Origin of the sequence: Flavobacterium sp., from assembly GCF_041392005.1 — a bacterium.
GTDB lineage: Bacteria > Bacteroidota > Bacteroidia > Flavobacteriales > Flavobacteriaceae > Flavobacterium.
The window spans coordinates 1-12385 of record NZ_JAWKMX010000036.1 but is presented as its reverse complement, the minus strand read 5'-3'; the positions used below and the strand labels follow the sequence as shown (position 1 = coordinate 12385).

Here is a 12385-nt window from a genome sequence, read left to right as displayed (position 1 = left end):
TCAAAAAAAATTGAACTGCAAAGGTACGTTTTTGAAATTAGAAACTTTAGTAAATTTTCAGGAAAATTTGTTGAGTATATCCATTATGCGATGTTAATAGAGAAGGTACGAACTTTCGGAAAGTGTACATAAACAAATAATTAACAAACATAATATTTTAACAAAAAACGATACTATAAACTACTTTTGATTGTATCCAAATCGGCGTAGTTGATAAGCACTATTTCGCCAATCTTTATTGACTTTTACAAAGGTTTCGAGATGAATTTTTTTACCAAAGAATTTTTCTAAATCTTCACGGGCTTGAATTCCTACTCGCTTCAATGCCGAGCCTTTATGTCCGATAATAATTCCTTTTTGCGTATCGCGTTCTACCATAATTACAGCTTTTATACGAATAATATCTTCGTCTTCTTTAAACTCTTCGGTTTCAATTTCAACAGCATACGGAATTTCCTTATCGTAGTTTAGTAGAATTTTTTCGCGAATAATTTCGTTTACAAAAAAGCGTTCGGGCTTATCGGTTAACGCATCTTTTGGATAAAAAGGAGCCGATTCGGGCAATACATCAATAATTCTATTAAAAACCGTTTGAACATTAAAGTTTTCTAATGCCGAAATAGGAATAATTTCGGCATTTGGCACTTTTTCTTGCCAAAGATTAACTTGTTCTTCTAGCTGTTCTTGATTGGATTTATCAATTTTATTAAGCAATAACAAAACTGGAATTTTAGCGTGAATTATTTTGTTAAAAAAAGCTTCATCTTTAAGTTCTTTTTCTCCTATTTCTACCATATATAGCAAAACATCGGCATCTTCAAAGGCATTTTTTACGAAATCCATCATAGACGATTGAAGGTCGTAAGCGGGTTTAATAATACCAGGCGTGTCAGAAAACACAATTTGATAATCTTCGCCATTAACGATTCCAAGTATTCTATGTCGTGTGGTTTGTGCTTTGCTCGTTATAATAGAAATTCTTTCGCCTACTATAGCGTTCATTAAGGTAGATTTTCCTACGTTAGGGTTTCCTATAATATTTACGAAGCCTGCTTTATGATTCATTTTATTGTTACTTTTTTAAAAACAGTATTTTTTTACCGAATGTCCACTGGACATTCTCCTCTTAATATCAAATCTATAATATTTACGAAGCCTGCTTTATGATTCATTTTATTGTTATTTTCAGATTACAAAGGTAGTTATATCAGTTGAATAGTAGAAAAAATAAAAGTTTTTTACAAAAAACATTGCATTTGTATTTATTCGTTGTATATTTGCACTCGAAACATCGCGGGATAGAGCAGTAGGTAGCTCGTCGGGCTCATAACCCGAAGGTCACTGGTTCGAGTCCAGTTCCCGCTACTAAGTAAATAAATGGCTTGTAAGCCCAATAAAAAAAACGGTTTTGAATACTTTTCAAAACCGTTTTTTTATGTCTAGAATTCTCCGTATTTTAGAAATCGTAAACGAAAACGTAAACGATTTTTTATTTCCAAAATTCTCCGTATTCTCCAAATTGATGAGGATTATTTTACTATACAGTTTTTAACGTAGTTTAAAACCCTAAATCTAAATAATAGGTAATTTTTAATGAAATATTATCGTCGAAACGCGGTAAATGATTAGCACCATAACGATAGTAAGCGGTTAAGCCCAATCCTTTAAAAATTTTATTGGCTTCAATACCGCTTTCTATAAAGCCATCGTTAAGTGATTTAAATGGAAGACCGATATGTTTTTCAGGGTTACTAATATCGCCCCACGCCATTCGCGTAGCAATAGAAAATTCGGGCGAAATACCATAGCCAATTTTAATTTTTGTAAACGTGTGTTTAAGGTGTAGCGCCACATATTTATCTGAGAAAAACTCGTTATAATACATGGTTTCAAAACTATTTTTACCAGCAAATGTTAATCGTTTTAAAATAGCATTGCGATTAATGTTGTTTGGAGCAATACTGTATAAATGGGTTAACGGAATGTTTCCAAAAGCAAAACCGCTTTGTAGTAAAATAGCACTTTTTTGTCCAGACAAATACGGGATAAGGTAAAATGTTTTAAAATCGATTTTAGTAAACGAAAAATCACTATTTAAAACACCAGGAATACTTTGCGTTAGCTGTAAGGAAAATTTAGGATGTCGTTTTTCGTATTCTAATATACCTTTTGGTGTTTTCATATAATTACTATATGGATTCCACTGAAAAGCTACTTGTGCCGTTGTTAAATTGTAGGAAGTATAGGCCTTGTTGCTGGTTATAAAGATATAATCGAAAAGCGGATTTATTTGGTCGTGTGTAAGACTAAAAAAAGCATCGGTTTTAGAAATAATTTTACTAGTTATAGCCATAGCACTTGTTCTATGGTTATAAAATGTGGTAATATTTATGGGGCGAGGGTCATAAATTTTAAACCGTCGCGAATCGGTAGCGAAATAGGTTTCGGCTAATTCGGAAACATCGTTTGTGTAAGAAGCGTTTAGCCAAGTTTCACTTTCTTTATCCAATCGATACGAAGGTGTTATGCCATATTTAAAGGCTCTATCTTTTAAACCATAAGCACCATACATAGCAATTTTGTAGTTTTCCGAAAGTTTTTCATTGGTAATAAACCCTAGGCCCAAACGAAAACCTTCGTAACCGTTATATTTTATAAGGCTTCGTAAATCTAAATCGATATACGAAACAGGCAAATAGCCGTTAAATATTTTTCTGCCAAATAAAATTCGTTTTTCTATTTTTGAGGCTATAGATAAGCTGTCTAACGATTGATAAGTTTTTGTTTTTCTATAATCGGTAGTGTCTTTTTCAAAAGTGCTCCAATATTCGTTTTCTTTAGAAAAACTATTTTTAGGAACATTAATTTTTACGTACTGGTTTTTAATAGTTGTGTTTTCATTTAGTATAACATTAAATGGAGTAGAGGTAATGTGTATGTAAATTTGGTCGCTAACATTGTTGTTAATTTTTTCTTCCATAGAAGCATTAAATTCAATGGTTTCGCCTAATATTTTAATGTCGTGTTTGTTGGTTCCTTTTTGAATTTTAATATCTCGTTGTTTAGGAAACCAAATGTTGTGTTGCGCGTTATAATTAAATGAATAATTGGCTTTTATATTCATTATGCCATAAATACGATAATACGCTTTGCAAATAGCATAATTTTCGGCATCAATATATAAAAGGCCACGCAGCTTGTTTGCGCGCAATTTTTTAGGTTGAAAATAAACTCTGTAGGCTTTTCTACCGTTAACACTTACGGTGTCGAGTAAGTGGTAGTTGTATAAAATTCGTCCAAATTTTGATATTGGGTTTTGAACGGGTATTTCTAAAATTTCAAACGGATTTTCGTAAACCGAATACGAAACTAAGTTAAGTCCTAAAAACTCATAAATAGGTTCAGAAAAGCCAGCCATTCTAGTAGCTAGAACGGTTTCTTTTTCATGTTTAGAATCGTATTGAATTAGGTTTACTTTTTCGGTTTGATAAATGTGTTGTTTGGCAATAAACTTTTGAAATTTAAAATTTGTAGAATCTATTTTTGTTTTAGTAGTTCCAAATATGTTTTTTCTTATAATAGTATCAATTTTTGTAGTAACACTATCTGGGTTTGCGGTTACTACAATATTTTCGTAATTTTTGTATTCGTAGCTTTTTAATGCTGTTTTTGGGTTGTTTTTCGATTTGTTTTCTATAACTTGTTTAATGAGTTTGTTTACTGAATTTTCGGTGTACTGTGTTTCTTTTTCTTCAGATGTATTTGAAACTATTTTTATAACTAAAAATGAACTGTTTTTTTTTGCAAAAGCAAACTTTTGGTAATATCCTTTATGATTAATTATGATGGGTTTTTCAAAAGAAGTTATTTGTAATTCAAAATGGCCTTCCCAGTTTGTTTTTGTAGTAGCACCATTGTATAAAATCTCGGCAAAAGCAATAGGTATTGTGGTATCTAAATCGATAACTTGCCCTTTTATAGTAGTTTGCGAAAAACCAAATGCGGTAAATAATAATAAAAAAAAGACAAAAATTTTTTGCATAAAAAAATGAAATTAAACAAACTTACATAAAATGAGTTTTTAAAATAGTAATTTTAACCTGTATTTAAGGATATTGTGGTAAAAATCTACTGAAATTAAAAATCCTAACGTTTTAGCGTTAGGATTTTTTAGTTATACTTTCATAATTTCGACTTCTTTGTTTGCCAAATGGTCGTCAATTTTTTTAATATAAGTATCGGTTAATTTTTGAACGTCGTCTTCTGCATTTTTACAAATATCTTCAGATGTTCCGTTTTTTTCTTCTTTTTTAATATCGTTATTAGCATCTTTACGCGCATTACGAACGCTTACTTTTGCATGTTCCGCTTCGGCTTTTGCTTGTTTAACTAAATCTTTTCTTCGTTCTTCGGTTAAAGCAGGAATATTAATAATAATAGTATCGCCATTATTCATCGGGTTTAAACCTAAATTTGCAATCATAATGGCTTTTTCAATAGGTTGCAACATGTTTTTTTCCCAAGGTGTTACGGTTAGTGTTCGCGCATCGGGTGCGGTAATGTTTGCTACTTGCGATAATGGTGTTTGCGAACCGTAATAATCAACAAAAACGCCACCTAGCATTTGAGGCGATGCTTTACCAGCTCTAATGTTTAATAATTCTTTTTCTAAATGAGCCACAGCGCTATCCATCGATTCTTGTGCGGCTTCTATTATTAAGTTTATTTCTTCTGTCATTTTTTTTTGTTTAAAAGTCCAACATTTTGAAAGTTTAAATTTCTTTTTATTATATAGTTACCGTTGTACCTACGGTATCGCCGTTACATACTTTTGCTAAATTTCCTTTTTTATTCATATCGAATACAATTATAGGTAATTTGTTTTCGTGGCTCAATGTAAATGCGGTTGTATCCATTACATTTAATCCTTTTGCTAATACATCTTCAAATGAAATATAATCAAATTTTACAGCCGTTGCATCTTTTTCTGGATCGGCTGTGTAAACACCATCTACTCGTGTTCCTTTTAGTATTACATCAGCATCAATTTCAATTCCACGTAATACTGCAGCGGTATCAGTTGTAAAATAAGGGTTTCCTGTGCCAGCACCAAAAATTACAATTCTTCCTTTTTCTAAATGGCGGGTAGCTCTACGTTTAATGTAAGGCTCTGCAATAGCTTCAATTTTTAAAGCGGTTTGCAAGCGAGTTTGCATACCAGCATCTTCTAAAGCGCCTTGCAACGCCATTCCATTAATAACGGTAGCAAGCATTCCCATATAATCACCTTGCACGCGATCCATTCCGTTACTTGCACCTGCAACACCTCTAAAAATATTTCCGCCGCCAATAACTATAGCAATTTCTATGCCTTTTGTATGAATTTCTTTAATTTCTTGCGCATATTCGGCTAATCGGTTAGGGTCAATTCCGTATTGACGTTCGCCCATTAAGGCTTCGCCACTTAGCTTTAGAAGTATTCTTTTATATTTCATTTTTGTTTATTTAGGTCTTAATTTTAAAGAACAAATGTAGTTTTATTAGCGTTTAAAAGCTTATGCAAACTTACACAAAAATACAATATTCGCAAAGCCTAAATTACTTTGAAATTTGATTAAAATAAGTGTTTTTTGCTTCTTGATAACCAATGTTAAAAATGGTTTCCATTTTGGTTTTATTCGAATCGAAGGTACTGAAGTTAGCAAGTTGTTTAGGTTCTATTATAAAATCGCATAAACTCATTTTTTGATAATTACTATTTGCAAATAATAAATCGAAAGCACGTGCGGAAACTGTACGAATAGAATTTAGGTTTTTGTTTTCGATATTTTGTAGCGGACTCACATAAATACCAATAATAGTATCGCATTCGCCTACTAATAAATCGGCAGGAAAATGGTTAAGAATACCACCATCGCTATACAATTTGTTGTTTATTTTATAAGGCGCAAGTACACCAGGAAATGAAGACGATGCCAAAATAGCATCGGTTACTGAAATGTTGTCGCCAAAAACTTTTAATTTTCCTCGTACCATATCGGTAGCGGCAATTTTTATAGGAATTTTTAAATCGCCTATTTTGGCATTTTCAAATACCAAATCGAAGTAAATTTTAAAGGCAGCAGTATCTACTATTCCTGGTTTTCTTAAGGTAAAATGATTCCATTTGAAAAAATAAATCGATTGAAAAAAACTCAAAATTTCTTTAGGTGTTTTTCCAAAAGCGTATAAAGCAGCAACTATAGCGCCAGCACTTGTTCCAGACATAATGGTGGGATAAATGCCTTGTTCGTTTAAGTATTGTAAAGCACCAGCGTGAGCAATTCCTTTAGAACCGCCTCCAGATAGCGCTACTCCTATGTTTTTATCTGAAAAGTGCAATGTTATTTTTGTTACAAACTAATTGTCAAATTTACAGTATTTTTACGAAAATTTTGAAATGAAAAATAGTATTGAAAAGGCTTTAAAAAATAGTTACACCTACTCGGCCTACAGAAAAATGGTTTCGCAATTAATTTCTGAAGGAAAATCGACGGGTAATGTACAATCAAGCGAATTATTACAGTATTCGAAACTAAATGAAACTAGAACTAATAGGTTAGATAAAACGCTACTGTTTTCCGAAGAAATAATTTCTAAGTTAAGGAATATTACGAAACATTATATTTTAGTAACACTTACCGAAGGTTGGTGCGGCGATGCCGCACAAATAGTTCCGGTTTTAAACAAAATGGCAGAAACGATACCAACTATTGATTTACGCTTGGTTCTTAGAGACGAAAACGAAGCACTGATGAATTTGTTTTTAACCAACGGAAGCAAATCGATTCCTAAAGTTATTATTCTAAATGCCAAAACTAAAGAAGTTGTTGCTAGTTGGGGACCACGACCAGAACCTGCACGAAAATTGATTGCTGATTATAAAGAAAAAAAGGGTGTAGTTGATGAAACTGCTAAAATTGAATTGCAAAAATGGTATTTACACGACAAAGGATTAAGTACTGTGAATGAGTTATTAACACTTTTAGTTTAGCCTTGTATGTCGTTTTAATTTTATAAATTTGTAAGAATATTTTTTTCATAAAACGAAAAAAACTTACATAATTAATTTGAAAATAAAGCCACTATTATTTCTAATTGCCTTTTTACTGGGTATTTTTAAGTGTGTTTCGCAACAAGACTCACAATATACGCAGTATCTATACAATACCGTTAATTATAATCCGGCTTATGCGGGTAATAGAGGTGTTGTAACTGTTTTTGGGCTTCATCGTGCCCAATGGGTTGGTCTAGCGGGTGCTCCCGAAACAAGTGTTTTTTCAATTAATGCCCCAATTCACGAAAAAAACATAGGCTTAGGCTTATCTTTTGTTGCAGATAAAGTTGGTCCTTCTACAGAAAATAATATTTCAATAGATTTTGCTTATACATTGCCAATGAATGACGATTTTAACTTGTCTTTTGGTATTAAAGGCGCATTAAGTGAACTAAATATCGATTATACAAAACTTCATGTAAAAAATGAAACGGATATTTATTTTCAAAACAATATAAATACGTTTATACCTAATGTTGGTGTAGGGTTTTATCTTTTTTCAGACCAATTATTCGCAGGCGTTTCAGTACCTAATATACTTGAAGCTAATTACTACGACGATAACGATCCAAGTGTTATAGCAACAAAAAGAAGTACATTTTACTTTATTGGAGGATATGTTTTTGATTGGAATAATGATATAAAAATGAAACCAAGCTTAATTGGTAAAATGGTAAATGGTGCGCCGTTTCAACTAGATGTTTCTACCAATGTACAGTTTTATGATAATTTTGTAATTGGTGCTTCTTGGCGTTGGTCTGCCGCAATTAGTGGCATGGTAGGTTTTCAACTAACTAATAATTGGTTTATTGGCTATGCTTACGATGCTGATACTACTAGTTTAACAAATTATAATTCGGGTTCTCACGAAATTTTTCTTCGCTACGATTTTGTTTCTACAAAACGAAGAATCAGTAATCCACATAGGTTAAAATGTTTTTGCGCAGAATAACCGTTATAAAACACCAATAATCTTTATTTTTTTAGAAGTAGAAATTCCGCCAGGGTTACAACCTAGTTTTCCTTCTGGAACTTCCATGTTTAAATTGTTGTAATAATCTTGCCAAGCTTTAAAATATTCTTTTGAATTTGGCGCTTTAAACGTCATCGGTTTTAATTGAAAAAAGGGTTTATCATATGCCGATAAAAAGCAATCGTAAATTAATTCAGAGCAATAATATTTTCCGTTGTTATAAAGATAATCATCATCATATGGTACGCCAATTTGTTGCAAACCAAAAGCAATGGCTTGTGGAATATACTTTTGATAGCGTTTTTTTACTCTGCCCACATACATAGGTAGGCTGGTGTAGGATATAAAAGTTTTCAGTGGCGTTAATTTTACAGCTTTTCCCGATGCTTCTAAAACTAAAATGCTATCGTTTTGAATTACAACCATACCCATGTGGTTAAAATCAATACCATGATAGCCTTCGGTTACTTGATTGATAGCATCGCATAATTCGCCGCAGTGCATCGATTGGAAAATAAAATCGCCATTTTGGAGTTCAATTTTTTGAGAAAAAGACCAATTGGTAATGAATAATAAAACGAAAATATAATTACGCATCTTCTAAAATTTTCTTTTCAAAATCCAATGGAGAAATGGCTTTTTCAACCGAGTAATCACCAATTTTAGTGCGTCTTAAAACGGTTAAATGCCCACCAGATTGTAATGCTTTTCCAAAATCATGCGCTAGAGAACGAATGTAAGTGCCTTTACTACAGCTTACTTTAAAATCGACTTCTGGCAAAGCAATTCGAGTGATTTCAAATTCGTAAATGGTAGTTTTTCGTGCTTCAATTTCAACAGTTTCTCCTGCACGTGCATGTTCATATAAGCGTTTTCCGTCTTTTTTAATGGCTGAAAAAACAGGTGGTTTTTGCAAAATTTCTCCTGTAAACTGTGCTAAAGTATCAGCTATTAATTGTTCCGTAATATGTTCTGTTGGAAAAGTAGCGTCAACTTCTGTTTCTAAATCGTATGATGGCGTGGTTTCACCAAGTTTTATTGTTCCTGTATATTCTTTGGTTTGGGCTTGAATTTCGTTAATTTTTTTAGTGAATTTTCCTGTACAAATAATCAACAACCCAGTTGCCAACGGATCTAATGTGCCAGCATGACCAATTTTGAATTTTTTAGACAAATTATATTTTCGTTTCAATACAAACTTCAACTTATTTACAGCTTGAAACGAACTCCAAGTAAGTGGTTTGTCAATAAGTATAATTTGTCCGTTGGTAAAATCTTCGGCTTGCATTTTATTTTTTATTATAAATTTCAATTAGATAAATTGATAAATAAATAAAACCAAAAATTATTCGATAATATCCAAATAATTTAAAACCGTGTTTTTGTAAAAATCCAATAAACGTTTTAATAGCGATTAAAGCCACCACAAAACCGACTACATTTCCAATGATAAGTAAATTAACTTGGTCTGAAGTAAGTACAAAACCAGCTTTATAATAATCATACGATTTTTTTACGGTTGCACCTAGCATGGTTGGAATTGCTAAAAAAAATGAAAATTCTGCGGCTGTTGTTCGCGATAATTTTTGCGTCATTCCACCCACAATACTTGCACCACTTCGTGATACGCCTGGTATCATTGCCAAACACTGAAATAATCCAATTTTAAATGCGGTTGGATACGAAATTTCGGTTCCGTTTTCATGGCCAAACCATTCGTCAACTTTTAACAATAAAGCACCACCAATAATTAAGGAAATGGCAACTGTTATAGGATTTTCGAGTAAACCATCGATAAAATCACTTAGTAACAAACCCAAGACCACAGCAGGGATAAAAGCGACCAATAATTTGTAATAAAAATCGAAACTTTGAAAAAATCGTTTCCAATACAAAACTACCACAGAAAGTATTGTGCCTAGCTGAATAACAATGGTGAATAGTTTGGTAAAATCTTCATGTGCAATGCCAAAAAATGACGATGCAATAATCATATGACCCGTAGAAGAAACGGGTAAAAATTCGGTAATTCCTTCAATTATGGCAAGAATAATGGCTTCGAGTGTATTCATCTTTTAGTGATAAGTGATAATTGAATAGTAATTAGTTCTTTTGGTAGCTAATTACTATTCACTTTTTACTATTTACTGCTTTTATCTTTTTTAAAAATAGAATAAATTACCACACCAAAACCACTTAAAATAACCATTGGTGCTAAACGAATTCTCCTAAAGTTAAAAATATCTTCGTTAAATACATTAGGGTCATCACTGCCGCCGCCACTCATTAAAATGAAGCCAACGGCAATAAGTAAAATACCAATTAATAAAATGCGGTAATTGGTTTTGCCAAATAAAAATTCGTCTTTGTTTGTATCGTTGTTTTTCATTTTTCTATTAATATAAATCGTCAGTTCGTAAATTCAGAAAACGTTGCGTTGCAAAAAATGTACTTATCCAAGTAATAATAATGCCCACCAATAAAACACCGCCAAATACAATGCCAAGAGAAACGTAATCTTTAGCAATACCTAAATTTGGCAACCATTTATCAGTATAAAAAACTAATAGCATTAAAGCGATAATAGCTAAAACAGAACCTATTAATCCCAGCTTAATACTTCGCCATATAAATGGTTTTCGAATAAACGATTTGGTTGCGCCAACCATTTGCATGGTTTTTATAGTAAAACGATGCGAATAAATAGATAACCGCAGCGAACTATTAATTAATAGCATTGCTATAACAGCTAAAAAGCCACTAATAATTAACATCCAAAAGGTTATTTTTTTAATGTTGTTGTTTACTAAATCTACTAAAGTTTTGTCGTAAATAATTTCCGAAATATAGTCGTTTTTCTTGAACTCGGTTTCTATTTTTGTAATGCTGTCAGCCTCAACATAGTCGCCTTTTAAATTAATATCAAACGAATTTTGTAACGGATTAAAACCTAAAAATTGCATAAAATCTTTCCCTACAATATCTACATTGTTTTTGGCAGCACTATCTTTATGAACAAAAGCATATTCTTTAATAAAACGAGCATTCTTTAAATCGGTATCAAAAGCGTTTAAAATACTGTCTTTTGCTTCATTTTTAAAATACACCGTCATTGGAATATTTTCCTTAAAATCGTTTGTTATTTTTTTAGAATTAATAACAAACAAACCTAAAGCGCCTAGTAAAAAAAGTACAATAAAAATACTTAGTATAACCGAAAAATAAGAAGAAATTAAACGTCTTTTTTGATATTTTTCAAAAGATGAAGCCATAAATAATTAAAATTACGCGGTAAAAATAATAAGAATTTCTCGTTCTACAGAATATAACGCGTAAAGTTTTGACTTTCGTACAATAAACGTAAATTTGCACCTAATTTTTAAGTTAATAGTTATTTGTTTATGGTTTATTGTTAACAATAAACTAAAAACTACAAACAATAAACAAACAAATGAAATACTTTCACAACGAAATAGAAGCCAAATGGCAAAAATATTGGGCAACGCATAAAACTTTTGCTGCATCAAACAATAGTAATAAACCAAAATATTATGTACTCGATATGTTTCCGTATCCTTCGGGAGCTGGCTTGCATGTAGGGCATCCACTAGGATATATAGCTTCTGATATTGTAGCACGTTTCAAACGCCATCAAGGATTTAATGTGTTGCATCCTCAGGGTTACGATTCGTTTGGATTACCTGCCGAGCAATATGCTATTCAAACCGGGCAACATCCTGATAAAACAACCCGTGAAAATATTGCACGTTATCGTGAACAATTAGATAAAATTGGTTTTTCTTTTGATTGGGATCGTGAAGTGCGTACATCAAATCCTGAGTATTACAAGTGGACACAATGGATTTTTATTCAATTATTCGAATCGTGGTACAACAACAAAACTCAAAAAGCAGAAAGTATTTGTTCCTTAATTCTCGAATTTGAAAAAAATGGAAATACGCAAGTAGATGCCGTTTGCGATGAAAATATAACATCTTTTTCTTCCGATGATTGGAATGGTTTTTCAACCGACGATAAACAAAAAATACTTTTACAATATCGCTTAACCTATTTAGCCGAAACCGAAGTGAATTGGTGCCCAGCATTAGGAACCGTTTTAGCCAACGACGAAATCGTAAATGGTGTTTCCGAACGCGGCGGTCATCCGGTTATTCGTAAAAAAATGACACAATGGTCGATGCGCATTTCAGCCTATGCCGAACGTTTATTGCAAGGTTTAGACACCATCGATTGGACAGAAAGTTTAAAAGAATCACAACGTAACTGGATTGGAAAATCCGTAGGTGCTTCGGTAA

At 32.3% G+C, this 12385-nt stretch carries 13 protein-coding genes and 1 tRNA gene; 4 read left to right on the top strand and 10 right to left on the bottom strand.

Translation table 11 applies throughout. The annotated features are described in order from the left end of the window. Positions 1 to 180: 180 nt before the first annotated feature. Complete coding sequence (gene era / locus R2808_RS11045; protein ID WP_371271074.1) at positions 181 to 1065, bottom strand: GTPase Era; 885 nt, start codon at positions 1063 to 1065, stop codon at positions 181 to 183. A gap of 227 nt (positions 1066 to 1292) precedes the next feature. On the opposite strand from era, the gene R2808_RS11040 reads away from it, so the two are divergent. After that, a tRNA-Met gene (locus R2808_RS11040) sits at positions 1293 to 1365 on the top strand. Positions 1366 to 1558: 193 nt separating this feature from the next. Here the strand turns inward: R2808_RS11040 and R2808_RS11035 are convergent. From R2808_RS11035 to R2808_RS11020, 4 genes are all read right to left on the bottom strand, one after another. Next, the gene (locus R2808_RS11035) at positions 1559 to 4042 is read right to left on the bottom strand and encodes a DUF5686 family protein (protein ID WP_371271073.1); all 2484 of its coding nucleotides are present in this window, start codon (positions 4040 to 4042) and stop codon (positions 1559 to 1561) included. A 132-nt stretch (positions 4043 to 4174) separates the two neighbouring features. Then, a complete protein-coding gene (frr, locus tag R2808_RS11030; protein ID WP_371271072.1) occupies positions 4175 to 4738 on the bottom strand; it encodes a ribosome recycling factor in 564 nt (187 codons plus the stop codon). 49 nt (positions 4739 to 4787) lie between these two features. Further along, the gene (gene pyrH / locus R2808_RS11025) at positions 4788 to 5495 is read right to left on the bottom strand and encodes a UMP kinase (protein WP_371271071.1); all 708 of its coding nucleotides are present in this window, start codon (positions 5493 to 5495) and stop codon (positions 4788 to 4790) included. Positions 5496 to 5598: 103 nt separating this feature from the next. Continuing rightward, complete coding sequence (locus tag R2808_RS11020; protein ID WP_371271070.1) at positions 5599 to 6381, bottom strand: patatin-like phospholipase family protein; 783 nt, start codon at positions 6379 to 6381, stop codon at positions 5599 to 5601. A gap of 58 nt (positions 6382 to 6439) precedes the next feature. On the opposite strand from R2808_RS11020, the gene R2808_RS11015 reads away from it, so the two are divergent. Both R2808_RS11015 and R2808_RS11010 read left to right on the top strand, forming a co-directional pair. Continuing rightward, on the top strand, positions 6440 to 7033 hold the full coding sequence (locus R2808_RS11015) for a thioredoxin family protein (protein ID WP_371271069.1): 594 nt from the start codon (positions 6440 to 6442) through the stop codon (positions 7031 to 7033). Positions 7034 to 7109: 76 nt separating this feature from the next. Beyond that, positions 7110 to 8048 (top strand): type IX secretion system membrane protein PorP/SprF, encoded by a 939-nt coding sequence (locus R2808_RS11010; RefSeq protein ID WP_371271068.1) that lies wholly within the window; start codon positions 7110 to 7112, stop codon positions 8046 to 8048. A gap of 3 nt (positions 8049 to 8051) precedes the next feature. On the opposite strand, the gene R2808_RS11005 is transcribed toward R2808_RS11010, so the two are convergent. From R2808_RS11005 to R2808_RS10985, 5 genes are all read right to left on the bottom strand, one after another. Next, a complete protein-coding gene (locus tag R2808_RS11005) occupies positions 8052 to 8666 on the bottom strand; it encodes a YiiX/YebB-like N1pC/P60 family cysteine hydrolase (protein ID WP_371271067.1) in 615 nt (204 codons plus the stop codon). Continuing rightward, positions 8659 to 9357 carry a tRNA pseudouridine(55) synthase TruB gene (gene truB, locus R2808_RS11000; protein ID WP_371271066.1) on the bottom strand — a complete coding sequence of 233 codons (699 nt, stop codon included), beginning with the start codon at positions 9355 to 9357 and terminating at the stop codon, positions 8659 to 8661. The genes R2808_RS11005 and truB overlap by 8 nt, the downstream gene beginning before the upstream one ends. 1 nt (position 9358) lies before the next feature. Beyond that, entirely contained in the window at positions 9359 to 10141 is a 783-nt protein-coding gene (locus R2808_RS10995; protein ID WP_371271065.1) for an undecaprenyl-diphosphate phosphatase, read from the bottom strand. Positions 10142 to 10209: 68 nt separating this feature from the next. Next, positions 10210 to 10458 (bottom strand): DUF3098 domain-containing protein, encoded by a 249-nt coding sequence (locus tag R2808_RS10990; RefSeq protein ID WP_371271064.1) that lies wholly within the window; start codon positions 10456 to 10458, stop codon positions 10210 to 10212. A 7-nt stretch (positions 10459 to 10465) separates the two neighbouring features. After that, complete coding sequence (locus R2808_RS10985) at positions 10466 to 11341, bottom strand: cell division protein FtsX (RefSeq protein ID WP_371271063.1); 876 nt, start codon at positions 11339 to 11341, stop codon at positions 10466 to 10468. 179 nt (positions 11342 to 11520) lie between these two features. Here R2808_RS10985 and R2808_RS10980 point away from each other — a divergent pair. Further along, on the top strand, positions 11521 to 12385 hold an 865-nt coding region (locus R2808_RS10980), incomplete at its 3' end, for a class I tRNA ligase family protein (protein ID WP_371271062.1).

What these genes read in the sequence shown, in the direction of transcription:
- R2808_RS11015 (WP_371271069.1), top strand. Translation starts at nt 6,440, where the DNA reads ATGAAAAATAGTATTGAAAAGGCTTTAAAAAATAGTTACACCTACTCG.
- truB (WP_371271066.1), bottom strand. Translation starts at nt 9,357, where the DNA reads ATGCAAGCCGAAGATTTTACCAACGGACAAATTATACTTATTGACAAA.
- frr (WP_371271072.1), bottom strand. Translation starts at nt 4,738, where the DNA reads ATGACAGAAGAAATAAACTTAATAATAGAAGCCGCACAAGAATCGATG.
- era (WP_371271074.1), bottom strand. Translation starts at nt 1,065, where the DNA reads ATGAATCATAAAGCAGGCTTCGTAAATATTATAGGAAACCCTAACGTA.
- pyrH (WP_371271071.1), bottom strand. Translation starts at nt 5,495, where the DNA reads ATGAAATATAAAAGAATACTTCTAAAGCTAAGTGGCGAAGCCTTAATG.
- R2808_RS10990 (WP_371271064.1), bottom strand. Translation starts at nt 10,458, where the DNA reads ATGAAAAACAACGATACAAACAAAGACGAATTTTTATTTGGCAAAACC.
- R2808_RS11005 (WP_371271067.1), bottom strand. Translation starts at nt 8,666, where the DNA reads ATGCGTAATTATATTTTCGTTTTATTATTCATTACCAATTGGTCTTTT.
- R2808_RS11035 (WP_371271073.1), bottom strand. Translation starts at nt 4,042, where the DNA reads ATGCAAAAAATTTTTGTCTTTTTTTTATTATTATTTACCGCATTTGGT.
- R2808_RS10985 (WP_371271063.1), bottom strand. Translation starts at nt 11,341, where the DNA reads ATGGCTTCATCTTTTGAAAAATATCAAAAAAGACGTTTAATTTCTTCT.
- R2808_RS10995 (WP_371271065.1), bottom strand. Translation starts at nt 10,141, where the DNA reads ATGAATACACTCGAAGCCATTATTCTTGCCATAATTGAAGGAATTACC.